Origin of the sequence: Pseudomonas sp. F01002, from assembly GCF_004402115.1 — a bacterium.
Lineage (GTDB): Bacteria > Pseudomonadota > Gammaproteobacteria > Pseudomonadales > Pseudomonadaceae > Aquipseudomonas > Aquipseudomonas frigoris.
In genome coordinates this window covers 327,888-349,612 of sequence record NZ_SOPU01000023.1, presented here as the reverse complement: position 1 = coordinate 349,612, position 21,725 = coordinate 327,888, and the positions used below count along the sequence as shown (strand labels likewise).

The 21,725-nt window shown below is 60.7% G+C and carries 19 protein-coding genes; 11 read left to right on the top strand and 8 right to left on the bottom strand.

Annotation, left to right across the window (positions count from 1 at the left end; all coding sequences use genetic code 11):
- Positions 1-1,236 (bottom strand): 3-methyl-2-oxobutanoate dehydrogenase (2-methylpropanoyl-transferring) subunit alpha, encoded by a 1,236-nt coding sequence (locus E3W21_RS20730; RefSeq protein WP_134421677.1) that lies wholly within the window; start codon positions 1,234-1,236, stop codon positions 1-3.
- A 185-nt stretch (positions 1,237-1,421) separates the two neighbouring features.
- Here E3W21_RS20730 and bkdR point away from each other — a divergent pair, with 185 nt between their 5' ends.
- Positions 1,422-1,907, top strand: a complete 486-nt coding sequence (bkdR, locus tag E3W21_RS20725; protein WP_046048920.1) for a Bkd operon transcriptional regulator BkdR — start codon at positions 1,422-1,424, stop codon at positions 1,905-1,907.
- Positions 1,908-2,022: 115 nt separating this feature from the next.
- Here bkdR and E3W21_RS20720 read toward each other — a convergent pair whose 3' ends face one another.
- Positions 2,023-2,886, bottom strand: coding sequence for an MBL fold metallo-hydrolase (locus tag E3W21_RS20720; protein WP_134421676.1), 864 nt, complete (start codon positions 2,884-2,886; stop codon positions 2,023-2,025).
- A 161-nt stretch (positions 2,887-3,047) separates the two neighbouring features.
- Between E3W21_RS20720 and E3W21_RS20715 the strand changes: the two genes are divergently transcribed.
- The 4 genes from E3W21_RS20715 (at position 3,048) to nahK (ending at position 9,233) form a co-directional block, all read left to right on the top strand.
- Positions 3,048-3,854, top strand: coding sequence for a sulfite exporter TauE/SafE family protein (locus E3W21_RS20715; RefSeq protein WP_134421675.1), 807 nt, complete (start codon positions 3,048-3,050; stop codon positions 3,852-3,854).
- 209 nt (positions 3,855-4,063) lie between these two features.
- Positions 4,064-5,248 carry a porin gene (locus E3W21_RS20710; RefSeq protein WP_134421674.1) on the top strand — a complete coding sequence of 395 codons (1,185 nt, stop codon included), beginning with the start codon at positions 4,064-4,066 and terminating at the stop codon, positions 5,246-5,248.
- Positions 5,249-5,503: 255 nt separating this feature from the next.
- Positions 5,504-6,670, top strand: coding sequence for a nitric oxide-sensing protein NosP (gene nosP / locus E3W21_RS20700; RefSeq protein ID WP_129444865.1), 1,167 nt, complete (start codon positions 5,504-5,506; stop codon positions 6,668-6,670).
- Positions 6,639-9,233 carry a hybrid sensor histidine kinase/response regulator NahK/ErcS' gene (gene nahK, locus E3W21_RS20695; RefSeq protein WP_134421710.1) on the top strand — a complete coding sequence of 865 codons (2,595 nt, stop codon included), beginning with the start codon at positions 6,639-6,641 and terminating at the stop codon, positions 9,231-9,233. The genes nosP and nahK overlap by 32 nt, the downstream gene beginning before the upstream one ends.
- A gap of 113 nt (positions 9,234-9,346) precedes the next feature.
- Here nahK and E3W21_RS20690 read toward each other — a convergent pair whose 3' ends face one another.
- The 6 genes from E3W21_RS20690 to E3W21_RS20665 all read right to left on the bottom strand — a co-directional run bounded on the left by E3W21_RS20690 (position 9,347) and on the right by E3W21_RS20665 (position 14,562).
- Positions 9,347-10,009 (bottom strand): response regulator transcription factor, encoded by a 663-nt coding sequence (locus E3W21_RS20690; protein WP_008149733.1) that lies wholly within the window; start codon positions 10,007-10,009, stop codon positions 9,347-9,349.
- Positions 10,010-10,064: 55 nt separating this feature from the next.
- On the bottom strand, positions 10,065-10,622 hold the full coding sequence (locus E3W21_RS20685) for a PQQ-dependent catabolism-associated CXXCW motif protein (RefSeq protein ID WP_134421673.1): 558 nt from the start codon (positions 10,620-10,622) through the stop codon (positions 10,065-10,067).
- 224 nt (positions 10,623-10,846) lie between these two features.
- Positions 10,847-11,638 carry an ABC transporter permease gene (locus E3W21_RS20680; RefSeq protein ID WP_134421672.1) on the bottom strand — a complete coding sequence of 264 codons (792 nt, stop codon included), beginning with the start codon at positions 11,636-11,638 and terminating at the stop codon, positions 10,847-10,849.
- Complete coding sequence (locus tag E3W21_RS20675; protein WP_134421671.1) at positions 11,635-12,366, bottom strand: ABC transporter ATP-binding protein; 732 nt, start codon at positions 12,364-12,366, stop codon at positions 11,635-11,637. The genes E3W21_RS20680 and E3W21_RS20675 overlap by 4 nt, the downstream gene beginning before the upstream one ends.
- Entirely contained in the window at positions 12,363-13,337 is a 975-nt protein-coding gene (locus tag E3W21_RS20670) for a YVTN family beta-propeller repeat protein (protein WP_134421670.1), read from the bottom strand. The genes E3W21_RS20675 and E3W21_RS20670 overlap by 4 nt, the downstream gene beginning before the upstream one ends.
- A gap of 40 nt (positions 13,338-13,377) precedes the next feature.
- Positions 13,378-14,562 carry an ABC transporter substrate-binding protein gene (locus tag E3W21_RS20665; protein WP_134421669.1) on the bottom strand — a complete coding sequence of 395 codons (1,185 nt, stop codon included), beginning with the start codon at positions 14,560-14,562 and terminating at the stop codon, positions 13,378-13,380.
- Between the two features lie 252 nt (positions 14,563-14,814).
- Here E3W21_RS20665 and pedF point away from each other — a divergent pair, with 252 nt between their 5' ends.
- From pedF to E3W21_RS20630, 6 genes are all read left to right on the top strand, one after another.
- The gene (gene pedF, locus E3W21_RS20660; RefSeq protein ID WP_134421668.1) at positions 14,815-15,276 is read left to right on the top strand and encodes a cytochrome c-550 PedF; all 462 of its coding nucleotides are present in this window, start codon (positions 14,815-14,817) and stop codon (positions 15,274-15,276) included.
- 3 nt (positions 15,277-15,279) lie between these two features.
- Positions 15,280-16,155 (top strand): ABC transporter substrate-binding protein, encoded by an 876-nt coding sequence (locus E3W21_RS20655; protein ID WP_129444858.1) that lies wholly within the window; start codon positions 15,280-15,282, stop codon positions 16,153-16,155.
- Positions 16,155-16,916, top strand: coding sequence for a quinoprotein dehydrogenase-associated SoxYZ-like carrier (locus tag E3W21_RS20650; RefSeq protein WP_134421667.1), 762 nt, complete (start codon positions 16,155-16,157; stop codon positions 16,914-16,916). Before E3W21_RS20655 ends, E3W21_RS20650 begins: the two co-directional genes overlap by 1 nt.
- A 16-nt stretch (positions 16,917-16,932) precedes the next feature.
- Positions 16,933-17,871 (top strand): quinoprotein relay system zinc metallohydrolase 1, encoded by a 939-nt coding sequence (locus E3W21_RS20645; protein ID WP_134421666.1) that lies wholly within the window; start codon positions 16,933-16,935, stop codon positions 17,869-17,871.
- A gap of 274 nt (positions 17,872-18,145) precedes the next feature.
- A complete protein-coding gene (locus E3W21_RS20640) occupies positions 18,146-19,924 on the top strand; it encodes a PQQ-dependent methanol/ethanol family dehydrogenase (protein ID WP_129444855.1) in 1,779 nt (592 codons plus the stop codon).
- A gap of 265 nt (positions 19,925-20,189) precedes the next feature.
- Positions 20,190-21,710 carry an aldehyde dehydrogenase family protein gene (locus tag E3W21_RS20630; protein WP_129444854.1) on the top strand — a complete coding sequence of 507 codons (1,521 nt, stop codon included), beginning with the start codon at positions 20,190-20,192 and terminating at the stop codon, positions 21,708-21,710.
- Positions 21,711-21,725: the final 15 nt, after the last annotated feature.

Sequence of the window (21,725 nt, the reverse complement as noted above, 5' to 3'; positions counted from 1 at the left end):
TCAGATCCCCAACTCTTGACGCTGGCGCTTCAAGTGCTCCGGCATCTCTTTATAGACGTCTTCGAACATGGTCGCGGCGCTCGGAATCTGGCCACCGGCGAGGGTGCCGTACTGTTCGGCTTCTTTTTGCGCGGCGATCACTTCGGCTTCGAGTTCGGCGCTGACGGCGACGTGTTCCTCTTCGGACCACTGACCGATTTTCACCAGGTGCTGCTTCAGGCGCGCAATCGGGTCGCCCAACGGGAAGTAGCTCCAGTCGTCGGCAGGACGGTATTTGGACGGATCATCAGAAGTCGAGTGCGGACCGGCGCGGTAGGTGACCCATTCGATCATGGTCGGGCCGAGGTTGCGGCGCGCACGTTCGGCGGCCCAGGCAGAGGCGGCGTAGACCGCGACGAAATCGTTGCCATCGACCCGCAGGGAGGCAATGCCGCAACCGACGCCACGACCGGCAAACGTGGTGGCTTCACCACCGGCAATCGCCTGGAACGTGGAGATTGCCCACTGGTTGTTGACCACGTTGAGGATCACTGGCGCACGGTAAACGTGGGCGAAGGTGAGGGCGGTGTGGAAGTCGGATTCAGCGGTAGCGCCGTCGCCGATCCAGGCCGAGGCGATTTTGGTGTCGCCCTTGATCGCCGAGGCCATGCCCCAGCCCACGCCTTGTACGAATTGGGTGGCGAGGTTGCCGGAAATAGTGAAGAAGCCGAAGTCTTTGACCGAATACATGATCGGCAGCTGGCGGCCCTTGAGCGGATCGCGCTCGTTGGACAGCAATTGGCAAATCAGGTCCACCAGCGGTACTTCACGCGCCATCAAAATGCTTTGCTGACGGTAGGTGGGGAAGCACATGTCGTCGATGTTCAAGGCCAGGGCCTGGGCGCTGCCGATGGCTTCTTCGCCAAGGCTCTGCATGTAGAACGACATTTTTTTCTGGCGCTGGGCGACCACCATGCGGTTGTCGAAGATCCGCGTCTTGAGCATGGCGCGCATGCCTTTACGCAGGATCTCGGCCGGCACGCCTTCGCCCCAAGGACCGAGGGCATTGCCCTCGTCATCGAGCACGCGAATCAGGCCCTTGGCCAGATCAGCGGTGTCGGCCGGTTCAACGTCGATTGGGGGTTTGCGCACCGTGCCGGCGTCGGTCAGACGCAGGTAGGAGAAGTCGGTTTTGCAGCCAGGACGGCCCGATGGTTCGGGAACGTGCAGTTGCAGCGGTTCGTACGCTTGGTTCATGGCTTCTACGCTCGATCTTGTGAATTTCTTGTAGTGAGCTGACCGTCATTCTTCGATAAAAGAAATCTTGTCCTACAACAATCATAGGCCGGGCCAAGAAGAATATTTCTCTCTGTTTCGTTGCGTTGGCGATCATTTGAGGATAAAAAATCTGCATAAACATAAAAAACAGGTGGTTTTGTCTCATGCGCAAACTGGACCGTACCGATATCGGCATTTTGAACAGCCTTCAGGAGAACGCGCGCATCACCAACGCCGACCTCGCGCGCTCGGTCAATCTGTCGCCAACTCCGTGCTTCAACCGGGTCAAGGCGATGGAAGAATTGGGCCTGATTCGTGAGCAAGTGACGCTGCTGGATGCCGAGCTGCTGGGGCTGCATGTGAACGTGTTCATTCACGTCAGCCTGGAAAAACAGGTGGAGGAGGCGTTGCAGCACTTCGAGGAAGCGATCTCGGATCGCCCGGAAGTGATGGAATGCTATTTGATGGCCGGCGACCCGGACTATTTGATTCGGGTGCTGGTGCCGACCATTCAGTCGCTGGAGCGCTTCATGATGGACTTTTTGACCAAGGTGCCCGGCGTGGCGAACATTCGGTCGAGCTTTGCGCTCAAACAAGTGCGCTATAAAACTGCGCTGCCGTTGCCGGCCAACGGCTTGACCCTCGCCTAAAGGCAAGATCAAAGATCGCAGCCTCGTTCCACTCGACAGCTCCTACAGGGGTTCAGCGTACGCACGCGATCAATGTAGGAGCTGTCGAGTGAAACGAGGCTGCGATCTTTTGATCTCAAAGCTTATTGATCGGGATTTTGAGGTAGGTCACGCCATTGCCCTCGGCCGGCGGCAAATTCCCCGCCCGCACATTCACCTGGATCGCCGGCAGCAACAGCGTCGGCATGCCCAACCCCGCATCGCGCTGGGTGCGCATGGTGACGAACGCGGCTTCATCGATACCGTCATGGATATGAATGTTGTTTTTGCACTGCTCGCCCACCGTGCTCATGCACTGAGGTTCGCGGTCTGCGGGCGGGTAATCGTGGCAGACATAAAGTCTCACGCCGGTAGGGAAGGCCAGCAGTTTTCGAATCGAGGCAAACATCTGGTTGGCATTGCCGCCGGGAAAGTCGCAGCGCGCGGTGCCCACATCCGGCATGAACAGCGTATCGCCCACCAGAATCACATCGCTGTCGATCAGATAGGCCATGTCCGCTGGCGTGTGGCCGGGAACATGCAGGGCCGTGGCCTTGAGGTTGCCGATCCTGAATGATTCGTCCGGCGCGAACAGATGGTCGAACTGTGAACCGTCACTGCGAAATTCCGGCTCAAGGTTGAACAATGTCTTGAACACGCCCTGAACCTTGCTGATCGACTGACCAATCGCAATCTTCCCGCCCAGTTCCCGACGCAAATACGGTGCGGCGGACAGGTGATCGGCATGGGCGTGGGTTTCCAGCAGCCATTGCACGTGCAGCTGATGTTGGCGAACGAAGGCGATGATCTTGTCGGCCTGGGTGGTGGCGGTTCGCCCGGCGGCGGGGTCGTAGTCGAGCACCGGGTCGACGATGGCGCAGTGCCCGCCATCGTGCTCGTAGATGACGTAGCTGAAGGTCGACGAGGCAGGGTCTAAAAAAGCTTCAATCAAGGCGGGCATGATGGCCGTTTTCTTTTAGGACAAGCCATGAGGGTAGTTTCATTTTCCCTGCGCTGACCAGCCCGCATCAATTCAATTAATGAAAAAAGTTGTGCGGGCTCTATCCTGTCAGTCATCGATACCGGGCGCTCCCGGCTTTTTTTGCAGATCACGAGTGTTTTATGTTCCTGGCGAGTTTTTTTGGCGTGGTGATGGGGTTGGTACTCGGTTTGACCGGCGCAGGTGGCGGGATTCTTGCGGTGCCGGCCTTGGTGCTGGGGCTGGGTTTGACCATGACCCAGGCTGCACCGGTCGCACTGTTCGCGGTGGGCAGTGCTGCGGCTGTCGGCGCCATTGACGGGTTGCGTCATGGTCTGGTGCGCTACCGCGCAGCGTTGCTGATCGCCCTGCTGGGGGCGATTTTTTCGCCGATCGGCATCTACTTCGCCCATCAGTTGCCGGAAAAAATCCTGATGATTCTGTTCAGTCTGCTGATGGTCATGGTGGCCTGGCGGATGCTGCGTCGTGAGCGCCAGGACGAAGGTCCAAGCGACCACGGGCACGCCAACTGGGGCCAGAAGAACTGCATGCTCGATCAGCAGACCGGGCGCTTTTCCTGGACCGCCAAGTGCACCGCGACCCTCGCTGCATTGGGCGCGGTGACCGGTGTGGTCTCCGGGCTGCTCGGGGTGGGCGGCGGCTTCCTGATCGTCCCGGCGTTCAAGCAGCTGACCGATGTGCAGATGCGCGGGATTGTTGCCACGTCCTTGATGGTGATCAGCCTGATTTCCGCCATCGGCGTGATCGGCGCGTTTCAGGCCGGGGTGCGAATCGACGGTTTGGGCGTGGCGTTTATCGTCGCGAGCATCGTCGGCATGATCATTGGCCGAGGACTTTGCGCGCGAGTACCGGCCCGGGGATTGCAGATCGGCTTCGCCAGCATCTGTGTCGTGGTCGCCGCTTACATGCTGTTTAGAGCGGGCGTCTAGCAAGTACCGGTTCCTGTGGACGCCAGTCCGTTCCACAGGCGTACACCTTAAGTTTCGGGCCTCGTCGACGGAGGGTCTTACACCGAACTTGTCGCGCATTACCTGCCACTCCAAAGCAGTTCAAAACCGCCTCCAAGGCAGCGTATGACGCCGCCGGTCAGCTTTCGATAATCGCCTCCGACATCCAGTCCCCAGCTGCGGAGCGCGTCATGCACAACAATAAGAACATCAAGCATCGTTTCTTGCCTGCCTTCATCGCCAGCCTGTCGACCCTCGGTTTGAGCTCAATGGCCGAAGCCGAGATCGTGCTGTACGACAAGGACCAGACCACGTTTTCCACCGACGGCTACATCAACGCCTTCTATGTGAACAGCAAAGTGGACCGTGCCGGCGACCAGTTCGACCGGCGACAGGCGCGTGTGAAGATGGGGTTTCTGCCCAACTATCTGGGCTTCAACATGAGCAAGCAGATCGACGACCTCAAGCTCGGCGCCCGGTCCTCCTTCTGGGTGACCATCAACGACAGTGAAACCAACGGCACCGACACCGCCATCGACGTGCGGCAGTTCTACGGCACCGTGGCCAACCCGGAGTGGGGCGAAGTGCTGATCGGCAAGGACTTCGGTCTGTTCGCCCGTTCCAACATCCTGCTGGATGAAATGCTCGCCGGTTACGGCCAAGTCAGCGATTCCCTGGGGCTGGTGGATGGTGGGGGGGTGTCGTTCGGCAACATCGGCACGGGCTATCCGTACCCGTTCCCGACGTCGCAGATCACCTACCGCACGCCGGTGATGGAGGGTTTGCGGGTGGCCGTGGGGATCATGGACCCGGTGGACACCAACGACAGCAGCCCGACAGGCAAGGCTTACCAAGAGAACCCGCGTACCGAGAGCGAGATCACCTATCAGTTCGACGTTGCCGGGGCGAAGATCTACAGCTGGGTCAACGGCAGCTACCAGACGTCGGACAATACCGATTCCACCGTCCAGTCCGTCACCTCCAAAGGCGTCGGCTATGGCGTGCAGGCGAAAATGGGCGGCTTGTCCCTCACCGGCTCCGGCTTCCAGGCCAAGGGCATCAACCCGTTCTTCACCAACAACGCCGGCGAACCGACCCTGCGCAACGTCGACAGCGACGGTTACCTGCTGCAGGGCTCCTACAAACTGGGCAAGAACCGGTTGGCCTTGTCTTACGGCAAGACCAACGACGATGGCAACGGCGTGGTCGGCAGCGGCGCGAACTACGAAACACGCGGCATTGCGCTGTTCCATGACGTCAATGACAACCTCAAGCTGGTGGCCGAGTACAACCAGTTCGCAATCAACGGCCACGACACCAATGCCCAGGACGAAGACACCGACACCTTTGCGGTGGGAGCTGTGCTGACCTGGTAACCCTGTCATTGGCATCATGCAGATCCCTGTGGGAGCGGGCTTGCTCGCGAAAGCGCAGTGTCAGGCGACATCAAAGTTGACTGAAAGGCCGCCTTCGCGAGCAAGCCCGCTCCCACAGGGGATGTGTGGTGTTGTAGATCCTGAGCACCGCTCTAATCCCATCGAAGCGGCTACCCGCTACCCAAGTAGCATACGTAGCAGCTCACAGGCTTCGTACACTCGAACCTCATACATTCGCACCTGCGGGAGGCGACGATGCAGCAGGTCCAGAGTGATGAAGGTGTGGTCAGCGCAATGTCCCAGGCCACCGATGCCCAACAGGTGGCCCAGGAGCTGGCGCGACAACTGTTGCACCCGCACTTGGGCTTCGTGCTGTTCTTCTGTTCCGCCGAGTACGACTTGCAGGCGCTGGGCCAGGCCTTGCAACAAAGCTTCGGCGGCATTCGCCTGGTGGGTTGCACCAGCGCCGGGGAAATCACGCCCTTGGGCTACGGCCGCAATTGCGTGACCGCGGTGGGCTTCGACCATCGGCATTTCTCCATCGACGCCGAACTGATCTCCGAAATGGAGCGTTTCAGCCTGATCGACGCCCAGCAAATGGTCGAGCGACTGGTCAGTGGCTGTCGCAGCAACACCCAGGCGCCGATCAAGGGCAACAGCTTTGCGTTGACCCTGCTCGATGGTTTGTCCAGTCGTGAAGAAATGGTCCTCGCGGCCCTCAGTGCAGCGTTGGGCGACATTCCGCATTTCGGCGGTTCGGCCGGCGATGACAATTACCTGACCCACACTCACGTCTATTTCAATGGCGAGTTCCACAGCGGCGCGGCGGTGGTGGTGCTGGTCAATACCTGGCTGGATTTCGAAGTTTTCACCACCCACCACATTCTGCCCCGAGCAGAAAAACTGGTGGTCACCGGGGCCGACAGCGCCTCACGCCGGGTCTTTGAACTCAATGCCGAGCCGGCCGCCGAGGAGTACGCCCGGCACATTGGCGTGCCAGTGGCGGAGCTCGATCATCGGATCTTCGCCGCGCATCCTTTGGCCGTGCGGATCAATGATCAGTATTACGTGCGCGCCATCCAGCAGGTTCATCCGGACCTGAGCCTGAGTTTCTACTGCGCGGTGGAAAACGGCATCGTCCTCACGGTCATGACGCCAGGCCCGATGCTGCCGAACCTGCAAACCCTGTTCGAAGGCTTGCAGGAGCGCCTCGGCGATCTGTTGCTGACCATCGGCTGCGACTGCTTTCTCAGGCGTCTGGAACTGGAAGACGGCGGCAGTCTGGAACAGATCGGAACGTTTTTGCGTGACCAACGGGTGATGGGTTTCAACACCTACGGAGAACAGTTCAATGGCATGCACATCAACCAGACCTTCACCGGGGTTGCCATTGCCCGAGGCCGGTCCCCTGGACACCGTTGAGCTTCAGGCACAGATCGCCAGCCTGCAGCGCGACAACCACAAACTGCAGCGTATCAATGGCGCGCTGATCGAGCGGATCGAGTCCGGCATCACCCGCGGCAATGACCCTTACGCGGCGTTCCAGCACTCGGTGGTGCTGGCCGAGCAGGTGCGTGAGCGCACCGACGCCTTGAACCAGGCCATGGCTGAACTCAAGTCGGGCAATCACTTGCTCAGCGAGGCGCGCCTGCGGGCGGAAACCGCGCATCAGCATTTGATCGATGCCATCGAGAGCATTTCCGATGCGTTTGTGCTCTTCGATGCGGACCAGCGGATCGTGCTGTTCAACAGCCGTTTCAAGGCGTTCTGGGGCAACAGCCGGGTGCGGATCAACGCCGGCATGCGCCTGGCCGAGGTCAAGCGGCTGATGTCCGCCACCGGGCTGTTCACTGAAGAGCCGCGTGGGCATGCCGACGAAAACCTGCTCTATCGCTTGCAGGACGGTCGCTGGTTGCAAGTCAGCGAACGACCGACTCAGGAAGGCGGGCGGGTGATCCTGTTCACCGACATTACCGACGTCAAACTCAGCGAAACCGTGCGCCGCGAGCAGGCGGTCGCGCAGAAATCCCATTTGTTGCAACGGGCGGTCGACAACCTGTCCCAAGGCGTGGCCATGGTCAACGCCGAGGGCATCCTGGAGTTGTGGAACCGGCGTTTCCTCGAACTCAGCGGCCTGGCCCCGGTGGCGGCCCATCGTCCGTTTGCCGAAGTGATCGGCGACAGCGAATTGAACCTGCTGACCCCGGCCAGTCGGGATCTAAACGGGCGGCACGTGCAGGAATGCGAGCAGCGCCTCTACGATGGCCGGGTGCTGGAAATCCGCACCCATCCATTGCCCACCGGCGGTTTCGTCAACACCTTCACCGACATCACCGAACGCTACCAACACGCCGAAGCGCTGAGCGAAAGCGAGCGCTGGATTCGCCTGATCACCGACCATGTGCCGGCGCTGATTGCCTACCTGAATGCCGATCTGGTCTACGAGTTCACCAACAAGGTGTATGAAGAATGGTACTGCTGGCCTCGGGGCGTGATGCTTGGTCAGAGCCTGCGCGAAGTCCACAGCGAACAGCATTACCAGCGCCTGGAAGCCTACGTGGCCCGGGCCTTGGCCGGTGAGAGCGTGACGTTCGAGTTCGCCGAAACCAACATCAACAATCAGGAGCGCTACATGCTGCGCTCCTACGTACCCAATCGCCTGGCCACCGGGGAAGTGGTGGGGATTTTCGTGTTGATCCGCGACATCACCGAACGCCGCCGCACCGCTGAAGCGCTGCATCAGGCCTATCAGAATCTAGAGTTGCGGGTGCGTGAACGGACGGCAGAACTGACCACGCTCAATGACCAGTTGCTACGCGAGATCGACGAGCGTCGGCGGGCGGAATCTCGCCTGCGTGAAGCCAAGCTCGAAGCCGAACAGGCCAACCTGTCGAAGACCAAGTTTCTTGCTGCCGTCAGTCATGACCTGCTGCAACCGCTCAACGCCGCGCGGCTGTTTACCAGCGCGTTGCTCGAACGGCGGGAGCCGGTGGCCAATGCGATTTTGGTGCGTAATGTCAGCAACTCCTTGGAAGACGTGGAGAACCTGCTGGGTACGCTGGTGGACATCTCCAAGCTGGATGCCGGGGTGATCAAGGCCGACATTGCGCCGTTTGCCCTGAGCGAATTGCTGGAAAACCTCTCGGCCGAGTACACCCAGGTGGCCCGCAGCGAAGGCCTGGAGCTGCATTTCATCCCTTGTTCCGCGCTGGTGCGCAGCGACATTCAGTTGCTGGCGCGGATTCTTCGAAATCTGCTGAGCAACGCCATTCGCTACACCTACAGCGGTCGTGTGGTGCTCGGTTGTCGGCGTCATCACCAGCGCCTGTCGATCGAGGTCTGGGACAGCGGCATGGGTATCGCCGAAAACCGCCGCGAGGAGATTTTTCAGGAGTTCAAACGCGGTGATGTACAGCGTCCAGATCAGGATCGCGGGTTAGGCCTGGGTCTGGCGATTGTGGAAAAGATTGCCGGGATTCTCGGTCACCGCATTCATGTGCGTTCGTGGCCGGGCAAGGGCTCGATGTTCTCGGTCGAAGTGCCGCTCAGCGCCACGGCACCCAAGACGCTGCCGAGTCTGCTGATGAGTGAACCGATGCTTGAACGTCTGCGTGGGGCGAGGGTGTGGGTGCTGGACAACGACGCGGCCATTTGCGCCGGCATGCGCACGTTGCTCGAAGGGTGGGGGTGTCTGGTGGTCACAGCGCTGTCCGAGGAGGACCTGGCGCGGCAAGTGGACAACTATCACGAAGAAGCAGACTTGCTGATTGCCGACTATCACCTGAATGACGATCAGAACGGCGTCGATGCCGTGGCCAGGATCAACGCCCGTCGCGGTTCGGCGATTCCGGCGATGATGATCACCGCTAATTACAGCAATGAACTCAAGCAGCAGATTCGTGAGCTGGGCCACACCCTGATGCACAAACCGGTGCGGCCGATGAAGCTCAAGACGGCGATGAGCCATTTGCTCGGCAGGCCTTGATTCTATTGGTGTCAGTGCTGGCCCCTTCGCGAGCAAGCCCGCTCCCACATTTGACCGAGTTCACTCAGATCCAATGTGGGAGCGGGCTTGCTCGCGAAGGGGGCGACTCGGTCTCAACGCCGTAAGTAAGACCCGAAATCAATATCCCCGGCACTCAAAATCGCCTGCACCCGATTGTGCACATTGAGTTTGCGCAGGATTGCCGAGACGTGGGCCTTGACCGTGGTTTCGGCGATTTCCAGGGTGTAGGCGATCTGTTTGTTCGACTCGCCCTTGGTCATGCGTTCGAGCACCAGCAACTGCTTGCGGGTCAAGGCCTGGAGCAATTCAGGGGGGAAGCTCGGGGCATCGTTCATGCGCCTTGTACCGCATTTTTGTGTGCGGATGATGTCCGGCGGCAAGTAGACATTGCCGTTGAGGATCTGCTGGATGGCCTCGGTCATCTGCACCCGTGGCGAGGATTTGGTGATGAAACCCACCGCGCCGTAAGTGATGGCTTGCAGCACGACTTGTTTGTCCTGTTCGGCCGAGACGATCACCACCGGAATGGTCGGCGCCTCGTTGCGCAGGTTGATCAGGCCATTGAGGCCGTGCATGCCGGGCATGTTCAGGTCGAGCAGGATCAGGTCCAGGTCGTCGTGTTCCTGCGTCAGCACCAGAGCGCTGTCGAGGTCGGCGGTTTCCATCACCTCGCTGCCCGGAAAGCCATCGCTGATGACGTTATGTATGGCTTCGCGAAACAGCGGGTGATCGTCGGCAATCAGAATTTTGTACATAGCCTTTCATCTCATTATTTTGATTAGGGTGTGGCAACAACTCGCACGCATAAGGTCAGGGGAAGGGCTCGGGCTGGGCGGGCGTTACGGGCAGGTTGGCGGCCTGCCAGGCGTCCAGGCCGTCGCGATACCAATACAGAGTCTTATAGCCCATGGCGGCGGCGCGCTTCACGGCGTTCCAGCTCGGCCAACAATCGGAGCGGCAGTAGAAGACCAGCGGTTGCGCGAGATCACCTGCGGTCAATGTGTTCAGCTTACGCGCAAAATAGTCCTGCCAGTCGGGCGTCAGGTCACCGTCGCCGGTATTGGCCAGCCAATGGCTGCCGGGGAGGTTTTCGTGGGGCTGGTCCTCGATGAAACGTCCTTGCAACCACTGGCGGCGGTAGACGTCGATCAGCACCGGACGCGGTGTCTGGGTCAGCAGGGTCTGCAGGGCCGCGGTATCGATGATGCCGGCGCCCTGGACTTGATTCGGGGTCGGGCTGCGGTACAGACCGATGCGATAGCCGTCAGCGGAAAACAGCGGTGTTTCGGCCTGCGCGACGCCCAACAACAGGCTCAGCGATAGCGCAGCGAGAGAAGGGCGCAGCAGACGACGTCGGGCACGCGGCATGGGGTTCAATCCTTATAGTTATGAACCTATTACATGCCAGTCTCGGTGCGATTGGAATGCGACGATAGACAGGGAAACCAGTACTAAAGTAGTAATTTCACCTGATCGCTGGTTGCTTTATGTGGGAGCGGGCTTGCTCGCGAAGGCGGTGTGTCAGTCAACGTAAATGTTGAATGTGAAGCCGCATTCGCGAGCAAGCCCGCACACACATTGGATCTGTGTTGTCAGTTGGTTTTGCGCAGGGCGGCGTGTTGCGGGTTAAAGGTGAACACGGCGAGCAGGGCGAATACCAGCGTCAGCCCCACGCACACCGCCAGCGCCAACGGATTGAAGCGTTCATACAGGGCAAACCGCACCAGTTCCACCGCATGGGTGAACGGGTTCAACGCGCACAACCAGTACAACCACTCGCTGGACTCGCGCATTTTCCACAGCGGATACAGCGCCGACGACAGGAAAAACAGCGGGAAGATCACGAAATTCATCACCCCGGCAAAGTTCTCCAGCTGACGGATCGCGTTCGACAGCAACAGGCCCAACGCGCTGAGCATCAAAGCCACCAGCAGCAATGCCGGTAACGCGATCAACAGCCCCATGGCCGGTGGCTGCACGCCGTACACCCAGGCAATCGCCAGAAAGGCGTAGACCTGCAACAGCGAGATCAACGAGGTGGCCAACAGTTTGCTGCACAGCAGGAAAGTACGGGGCAGAGGGCTGGTCAGCAGCACGCGCATGCTGCCCATTTCCCGGTCGTAGACCATCGACAGCGAACCTTGCATGCCGTTGAACAGCAGGATCATGCAGGCAAGGCCAGGGATGATGTAGACCTCGTAGGGAATGTAGGTGTCATAGGGCTCGATGATCGCGATCCCGAGTGCCGCGCGAAAACCGGCGGCGAACACCAGCAGCCACAACAACGGCCGCACCAGCGCACTGAGAAACCGCGTGCGCTGCAACACAAAACGCAGCCATTCGCGTAGCACGATTCCGCTGAAACATTGCCAGTAGGCATTCATTGGGCGGCTCCTGAAGTCGTCAGTCGAGTGAAGGCCGAACCAAGGTCGCCGCCGTGTTCCAGGCTCAGGGCGTCGGCTTGTCCGCTGGCGACCAATCGGCCCTGATGAAGGATCAACAAGTCGTCGCTGGGCTGCACTTCATCCAGCAAATGGGTGGTCCAGAGCACGCTGATGTTCTGCTCGCGGCACAAACTGCGGATGTGCTGATTGAGCGCCAGCCGACTGGCCGGGTCGAGGCCGACGCTGGCCTCGTCGAGCAGCAGCAGGCGCGGTTCATGCAGCAACGCGCGGGCGATTTCCACCCGGCGACGGTGGCCGCCATTGAGTTCGCGAACCCGCTCGCGACGGCGTTCGGTCAAGGCCTGACGTGCCAGTTCGGCGTCGACCCGCAGGCTGGTCTGACGTCGGGACATCCCATGCAGTGCGGCGTGATAGCGCAGGTTCTGCTCGACGCTGAGGTCCAGATCCAATGTGCTTTGCTGAAACACCACACCCAATTGCTTGAGCGCCGGACGCGCCGCGTTGCGCAGTGAACAGCCGCCAACGCGGATGTCACCGCGCTGCACGTCGTAGAGTCGAGTGAGCAGGGCAATCAGCGTCGATTTGCCCGCGCCGTTCGGCCCCAGCAATGCAGCAAAACGGCCGGGTGCCAGGCTGAAACTCACCTGGCGCAACGCCTCTTTCGCACCATAAGCGAAACTCAGCTCGCTGACTTCGAGTGCGTTCATGGGGTCACCACCACGCCCCACGGATAACGCCCGACCTTGATCGATTGGGTGACCTTGAGGCTGTCGACATCGATCACCGACACGTCGCCGCTGACGCCATTGGTGGCCAGCAATTGCTTTTGATCCGGGGTAAACGACATCTGCCAGACCCGTCGCCCGACCAACAGATAATCAAGAATCTCGAATGTCTTGGCGTCGATCACCGCCACATGATTGGCCGGGCCGAGGGCGACGAAACCGTAATTGCCGTCGGCGCTGAGTTTGATGCCCACCGGTTGAACCTTATCCGGGTGCACGCCCTTGATCTGGAAGGTCAGGGTCTTGAGGATCTTGCGGGTGGCGACGTCGAGAATGGTCACCGTGCCGCCGATTTCCGCCGAGGCCCAGAGCTTCGATCCATCCGGCGTGAACTCGACGAAGCGCGGCCGCTGATCCACCAGCGTGCTGTCGGCCAGGGTCTGGGTGCTGGTGTCGATCCAGTGCAGCATGTTGGTGGTTTCGCTGGTGTTCACCGCCCACTTGCCGTCGGGGCTGACGGCCATGCCTTCGGGTTCGACGCCGACGTTGATCTGGCTCAGCACCTTGGAGGTTTCGGTGTCGATCACCGTCACCAGCGCATCGTCTTCGTTGGAAACGTACAGCCAGCGATTGTTGGGGTGCAGGGCGAACTGCTCAGGGTCTTTGCCCGAGGGCAGCTCTTTGATGATTTTGCGCGTGGCAACGTCCATCACCTGGACCCGGTCCGAGTCGCTGGCGCAGATGTACAGCAGCTTATTGTCGTGGGACAGCAGCAGGCCGCGTGGGCGCTGGCCAACAGGCAAGGTGTCGGTGACTTGCAGGGTCTGCAGGTCAATCAGGCTGAGGCTGTTGTCCTTTTCGTTGGAGACCCAGGCAATGCTGGCCGCGGCCTGCCCGGCGGCGAGCAGCAGGGCCCAGAAAAATAGGGAGCGGCAGAGCAGGGTGCGGCGCATGGTGGATTCCTTTTTGTTGTCGTTCTTGTGGAAAATTGGATTAGGGAAAGCGACAGGTCACTTCGGGTTTGTCGTAGCCCAGGCTGTCCATTTCGTTGGACGGGTGCAGGAAACCGTCCTGGGGCGAAGTGCTGACCAACGCCCGGGGTTGCACAATGGGGATCGGCTGACGCAACTGGCCGTTCCACGGTCGATAGCTGAGCTTGCGACCCTTGAAACCGTCCAGCGGCAATTGATCGCTGATTTCAAGCGTACGGATCGCCATCGGATCGACCTGACGCAGTTTGCTCACCGCACTGGCGATGCTGCGCACGGCGATCCACGCGGCGAAATCGCGGTCATTCATCCAGCGCCCGGTCAGGGCTTCGAAGCGTTTCTGCAACTGGGCGGCGCCGTAGGTTTCCACGGTTTTGTGCCAGCCCACCGGGGTCAGCCCCTGCGTGCCGGCGACCGGCCGTGGGTACCAAGTCTGGTAGGGCACGTATTCGCCGAAATCACCGCGTTCATCCGCCACCAGCACCACGTCGTACTCGGCGGTCTGGGTGAACAGCGGCATGTCGGCCTGGGCGCTACGGCGCTGATCGTTGTCGAAACTCCAGGCTTTTTCCGCGACCAGTTTCAGGCCGAAGCGTTTGGCGGCTCGGCGTACGGCGGCCGCATAAGCTTGATCGTCCGGGGTCGGGCCAACGATCAGCAGCGCCCGCTGCCATTTGCGCACCACCAGAAATTGCGCCAGCGCATCGGCGAGCATCGCCCGACTTGGCAGGCTGTGCAGCACGTTCGGCAGGCAGTCGGTGGTGCGCAGGCTGTCGTCGGGGCTGCCGGCGTTGAACAGCAAGCTGTCGGGCAGCACGGCGCTGAGTTGGCGCAGGCTGGCGGCCGGTGCGTTGACTACAAACAGACGCAGACCTTGTTCATGCTGAGCCTTGGCCGCTTCGACCAGGGCATCCGGATTGTCGACGTTGGCGCTGACCAGGCTGTAGCTCTGGTTGAGAAAACGCCCGGTGCTGTTGCTGTCAGTGATCGCCAGTTCGGCGCCACGCAGCCCGGCATCGACCGGCTCGGGAATGACGTTCGACAGCAACGGGCCCGGGTCGGGGCGATAGCCCAGGTAGCCGATCTGCACCTGCAACGGCGCGTCGGCAGCCTGGCTCTGGGTCGGCAGCCCGGCGGCACAGGCAATCGCCAACAGGTAGATCAGGGCGTAAGGGGCAAGCTGGCGCATAGGGCACTCCATTACAGGTAGCGCCAGCATAGGAACGCTGTGAGGCAGAAGGAAATATGCAGAAAGTACCAGTGAGTCAGTACCAAGGTAGTAAAGGCGCCGGAAGCGTACCCGGGTGCGCGCCACAGGCCCTACTACCAAGGGACTAGACGGCGACCACCAAAGCAGCATAGGGCTTGCGCGAAGCCCTTCCTAAGATGGGTGCCATAGCCTCTTCAAAGAGGTTTTGCGTGCAATCAAGAGGGCATAACAATGAAAACAAAACGCAACGCCTTACTCGTTGCCGGACTGCTGGCCGGATTTATCAGCGCAGGTTCCGTCTGGGCCCACGGCAATGTGGTGCCGCAAGCGGTGGAAACCCCGGGCCTGACCCCGATCAAGGACGCCGGCGTATCGCTCGATGCCGATGGTTGGGCATCGGTGAACCCATACCGCACTTCGCCGGAACACGATAAGGCCCTGGAAATCGGCTCCTCGGCGTACAACCAGAACTGCGCGGCCTGCCATGGCCTGGAAGCCAAATCCGGCGGCATCGCCCCCGATTTGCGCATGCTCGATGTCGCTGATGCCGGAGATGAGTGGTTCGTCGAACGCGTGCGCCACGGCGCCGTGCGTGACGGCCGGGTCTACATGCCGAAGATGGCCGAATACCTGAGCCAGGAAGCTTTGTGGGCGGTGCGTACTTACCTGGACAGCGTTCACGTCGAGGAGTAACCCATGCGCCTGCTCGCTGTGTTGATCAGCGCTGTGTTGCTGTGCTGCCAGGCAGTGCAGGCGCAGGTCCGTACCTATGACGAAATGATCGCCGCCGGGGAGCTGAAAGTGGCGGTCTACAAGGACTTCGCCCCCTACAGTTTTGAAGACGCCGGCCAGGCCCGTGGCGTTGATGTCGAACTCGCCCAGGCCTTGGCCAATGCTCTCGGCGTGAGGCTGACGTTGATTTGGGCGCCGGCCGGCGAGAAGCTCGACGACGACCTGCGCGATTACATCTGGCGTGCCAGTCAGTTGCACGATCTGCAACTGGCCGACCTGATGATGCGCGTGCCGTACGATCGCGATTACGCGCAGAAGCGCAATGAACTGGGTGAGCTGGAAAACGGCCATGTGGTGATGTTCGGGCCGTACCAGAACGAACAATGGCAGGTCGCCTATGACCGCCGCCGGCTGGAGTCTGTGGGCAGCGTCGCGGTGTTCGAGCACCATCCGATCGGCGTCGAAGTCGACAGCGTGCCGTCGTTCTACCTGACCTCGGTGTTCAGCGGCATGCTCGCCGCCAAAACGCATCACTATTCCGGTGTACCTCAAGCGTTCGCGGCCATGAAGGCCGGTGAAGTCGACGCGGTCATGGCCATGCGCGGCGAGATCGACTGGCAAGTGCATGAAGCGGCGGACCCGCAAGTGGCGCTGGCGGAAAACGCCTACCCGAACATGGGCAAGCAACTTTGGGAGATCGGCATGGCGGTGCACGAAAGCAACCGTCAACTGGCCTATGCCGTGGAAGAGGCGCTGGAAGCCTTGATCCGCGAGGGCTCGGTCAAAACCATTTATGGCCATTACGGCCTGCGCTATGACGTGCCCGAGATGTATCAATAGTGAACTGGCGAGCAGGTTGTCTATTGGCCTGTTGGCTACCCATCGCCGCGCACGCCGTGGACATCGACCCGGGCAAAGACCCGGTGCCGTCGGTGATGTGGGCCTTCTATCACAAGCAGATGCTCGGCGATGCGCCGTTCGTGTTCGACGAGCGGGTCAAGCTGCTCGCGCCACCGTTCGCCGAAGACGCCCGGCAAGTGCCGTTGGAAATCGACGCGCGAGCGTTCAAGGGCGAGGTGGTGAAAATCCTCGCCTGGGCTGAACTCAACCCGTTGCCGAAAATTGTCGATTTCCAGCCGCTGGACCGGGTGCTGCCGTGGCTGTCGATCCGCATCCGTATCGAACAGGCCACGCCGTTGCGCGCGGCGGTACCGACCCGCGATGGGGTCTGGCATGTCGGCTCGACCCTGATCGATGCGGCCGGCGGCGGTTGCACGGCGCCGAGTGTGGTGCGCACTCAGCCGGGCTGGGAAGAGCACATTGGCGAAGTGCTGGGCGGTCGTTATCCCCGTGGCGAATTCAGCCGCGTGCGCTTGCAGGTGGCGCACCCGATGGACAACGGCATGGTCAGCGGCATCCCGGAATTCTTCATCAACCATGCCGAACTGCGGGATCAGAACGATCAGCTGCTGGCCCGTCTGGAGCTGTTTCCCGCCGTCAGCGAAAACCCCAGCCTGGCCTTTGATATCGAAGGAGCAGGGCAGACGCGTCTGTTGCTACGCGACAACAGCGGCAATCAATTCGATGCGGCCATACCCTGAACCAAAGGAGCGCGTGATGCGCTGGATGCTGCTGTTGTTTATGAGCCTGAGCCTGCCGGCCCTGGCCGATCTCGACTACTCACTCAGGCCCCGGCAGATCGCGGAAGACACCTGGCTGCTGGAAGGCAGCACCGACAATTTCGCCAAGGCCAACGGCGGCAACATCGTCAACACGGCGTTCATCGTCACCGAGCAGGGGGTGGTGGTGATCGACACCGGGCCGTCGAAACGCTACGGCGACGCGATGCGCAAGGCGATTGCCGCGACCACCGATAAACCGGTGATCGAGGTGCTGCTGACCCATCATCATCCTGATCATGTACTCGGCAGCCAGGCCTTCACTGACGTGCCGATCGGTGCGCTGGCCGGCACCATCGAGCTGTTGCATCAGCAGGGCGATGCCATGGCCGAGAACATGTATCGACTGGTGGGCGACTGGATGCGCGGCACCGAAGTGGTGTTGCCGACCCGGACGCTGACACCCGGCGTGCGAAGTTTTGGGAATCACGATCTACGTCTGCTGGGCCTGGGTGGGCACACGGGCGCGGATCTGGCTATTCTCGACCAGAAAACCGGCGTGCTGTTTGCCGGGGATCTGGTGTTTTACCAACGGGCGCTGACCACGCCCAACAGTCCGGGGTTGGCGGTGTGGCTGGCGGACATCGCCACGCTTCAAGGCTTGCCGTGGACGCTGATCGTCCCCGGTCATGGACCGGTGGCCAGCGATCGACAGCCGTTCGAGCAAATGCGTGACTACCTGAGCTGGCTCGATCAGTTGATGCGCGATGGCGCCGCCAATGGCAGCGACATGGCCGAGATGATCCGCAGCCCCATTCCCGAACGTTTCGCCGGGATCAGCCTGAGCCGCTACGAGCTGATCCGCAGCGTCAGCCATCTGTACCCGCGTTACGAGCGCGGCCAAATGACCCGAGTCGATTCCGCCGCAGGAAAGTGACACGCAGAGAACCCATGTGGGAGCGGGCTTGCTCGCGAAGGCGGCGTGTCAGGCAACATCAATGTCAACTGACACACCGCCTTCGCGAGCAAGCCCGCTCCCACAGGGGGTGTGTGTCGATCATGAAATTCGGTGTTCATCTCCTCCGACCCGGTACTAAGGAACTAGCAATCTCAGCACTGCGGGCAATTGTTCCAAGGGCGGCGGCGCCCAAGAATCTGCACCAGACCGGGAAAATTTCCCGGGTATAACAAAAACTGCAGAGGTAGCCGTCATGACCCAACCCGCACGTCGCCAACCCTTCGTCTTGAGCGTGCTGCTCAGTGCCATGCTGTTGTCCGGCACCGCGCTGGCCGGCGTCACCGATCAAGACATTCTCCAGGACCCCAAGAACCCGGAGCAGATCGTCACCAACGGTCTGGGCGTCCAGGGTCAGCGCTACAGCCCGCTGGACACGCTCAACGTCAACAACGTGAAGGACTTGCGGCCGGTCTGGGCGTTCTCCTTCGGCGGTGAAAAACAACGCGGTCAGCAAGCACAGCCGATGATCAAGGACGGCGTGATGTACATGACCGGTTCTTACTCGCGGGTGTTTGCGGTGGATGCGCGTACCGGCAAGAAGCTCTGGCAATACGATGCGCGTCTGCCCGATGACATCCGCCCTTGCTGCGACGTGATCAACCGTGGTGTCGCGCTGTACGGCGACCTGGTGATTTTCGGCACCCTCGACGCCAAGCTCGTGGCCCTGAACAAAGACACCGGCAAGGTCGTCTGGAGCAAGAAAGTTGCCGACCACAAGGAAGGCTATTCGATCAGTGCCGCGCCGTTGGTGATCAACGGCAAACTGATCACCGGTGTCGCCGGTGGCGAGTTCGGGGTGGTCGGCAAAATCGAAGCCTACGACCCGAAAAACGGCGACCTGCTGTGGACCCGTCCCACCGTCGAAGGCCACATGGGCTACACCTACAAGGACGGCAAAGCGGTAGAGAACGGCATCTCCGGCGGTGAAGCCGGCAAAACCTGGCCCGGCGACCTCTGGAAAACCGGCGGCGCCGCCCCTTGGCTAGGCGGCTACTACGACCCTGAAACCAATCTGCTGCTGTTCGGCACCGGCAACCCGGCACCGTGGAACTCGCACCTGCGCCCTGGCGACAACCTCTACTCCTCGTCGCGCCTGGCGCTCAATCCGGATGACGGCACCATCAAATGGCACTTCCAGAGCACACCTCACGACGGCTGGGACTATGACGGCGTGAACGAGCTGGTCTCGTTCAACTACACCGAAGGCGGCAAAGAGATCAAAGCCGCCGCGACCGCTGACCGTAACGGTTTCTTCTACGTGCTGGACCGCACCAACGGCAAATTCATTCGCGGCTTCCCATTCGTGGACAAAATCACCTGGGCCACCGGCCTGGATAAAGAGGGCCGACCGATCTACAACGAAGCCAGTCGCCCAGGCGCGCCCGGCACCGAAGCCAAAGGCAGTTCGGTGTTCGTAGCTCCAGCGTTCCTCGGCGCGAAAAACTGGATGCCGATGGCCTACAACAAGGACACCGGGCTGTTCTACGTGCCGTCCAACGAATGGGGCATGGACATCTGGAACGAAGGCATCGCCTACAAAAAAGGCGCGGCGTTCCTCGGTGCCGGTTTCACCATCAAACCGTTGAATGAAGACTACATCGGCGTGCTGCGCGCCATCGACCCGAAAACCGGCAAGGAAGTCTGGCGCCACAAGAACTACGCGCCGCTGTGGGGCGGAGTACTGACCACCAAGGGCAACCTGGTGTTCACCGGTACGCCGGAAGGTTTCCTGCAGGCGTTCAATGCCAAGACCGGCGAGAAAGTCTGGGAATTCCAGACCGGCTCCGGCGTACTCGGCTCGCCTGTGACGTGGGAAATGGACGGCGAACAGTACGTCTCGGTGCTGTCCGGTTGGGGCGGTGCTGTTCCGCTGTGGGGCGGCGAAGTGGCCAAGCGCATCAAGGACTTCAACCAGGGCGGCATGCTCTGGACGTTCAAACTGCCAAAAGACCTTGTAGTGGCCAAGCACTAACTCTGAGTCCACCGCATAACCCCTGTGGGAGCGGGCTTGCTCGCGATAGCGGCGTCACATTCAACACATCGGTTGACTGACACACCGCCTTCGCGAGCAAGCCCGCTCCCACAGGGAGGATTTGCCACATGGAGATGTGGGCAAATCTACTACCAAATAACGAGAGTCCTCCTGCCAACGGCGCATTCGTCTGACGCGCAGGGCTCTCTACTATCGATTCATCGCCTGTTTGCCCGACAGGCATCGACCCAGACAGAGGCCCACCATGATCTACGCACAACCTGGTACACCTGGCGCCGTCGTTACGTTTAAACCGCGCTACGGCAATTTCATCGGCGGCGAGTTCGTCGCCCCGGTCAATGGTGAGTACTTCACCAACTCTTCGCCGGTCACCGGTGAAGTGATCGCCGAATTCCCTCGTTCCAGCGCCGCCGACATCGAAAAAGCCCTCGACGCAGCGCATGCCGCCGCCGATGCCTGGGGCAAGACCTCGGCGCAGGACCGCTCCCTGGTGCTGCTGAAAATCGCTGACCGCATCGAACAGAACCTGGAAATCCTCGCCGTCACCGAAACCTGGGACAACGGCAAAGCCGTGCGCGAGACCCTCAACGCCGACGTGCCACTGGCCGCCGACCATTTCCGTTACTTCGCCGGTTGCATCCGCGCTCAAGAGGGCGGTGCCGCCGAGATCAACGAGCTGACCACCGCCTATCACTTCCACGAGCCATTGGGCGTGGTCGGACAGATCATTCCGTGGAACTTCCCGCTGCTGATGGCCGCCTGGAAACTTGCCCCGGCCCTGGCCGCCGGTAACTGCGTGGTACTCAAACCCGCCGAGCAAACGCCGCTGTCGATCATGGTCTTCGCTGAGCTGATCGCCGATTTGCTGCCGGCCGGCGTGCTGAACATCGTTCAAGGCTTCGGTCGCGAAGCGGGTGAGGCGCTGGCCACCAGCAAGCGCATCGCCAAGATTGCCTTCACCGGTTCCACCCCGATTGGCGCGCACATCATGAAATGCGCGGCCGAGAACATCATTCCGAGCACCGTCGAACTGGGCGGCAAGTCGCCGAACATTTTCTTCGAAGACATCATGCAAGCCGAGCCGCAGTTCATCGAGAAGGCCGCCGAAGGTCTGGTGCTGGCGTTCTTCAACCAGGGCGAAGTCTGCACCTGTCCATCGCGAGCGCTGGTGCAGGAGTCGATCTACGACGACTTCATGAAAGTGGTGATGAAGAAGATCGTCAAGATCAAACGCGGCAACCCGCTGGACACTGAAACCATGGTCGGCGCCCAGGCGTCCGAGCAGCAATACGACAAGATCCTCTCGTACCTGAAAATCGCCCAGGAGGAGGGCGCCGAGCTGCTCACCGGCGGCGCGGCCGAACGTCTTGAGGGCGACTTGTCGACGGGTTATTACATCCAGCCGACCCTGCTCAAGGGCCACAACAAAATGCGCGTGTTCCAGGAAGAAATCTTCGGCCCGGTGGTGGGTATCACCACCTTCAAGGACGAAGCCGAAGCCCTGGCGATTGCCAACGACAGCGAGTTCGGCCTCGGCGCCGGTCTGTGGACCCGCGACATCAACCGTGCCTACCGCATGGGCCGGGCGATCAAGGCCGGGCGTGTCTGGACCAACTGCTACCACCTGTACCCGGCTCATGCCGCGTTCGGTGGCTACAAGAAATCCGGTGTCGGCCGTGAAAACCACAAGATGATGCTCGACCATTATCAGCAGACCAAAAACCTGCTGGTGAGCTACGACATCAATCCGATGGGGTTCTTCTAACCTCCGCAGAACACT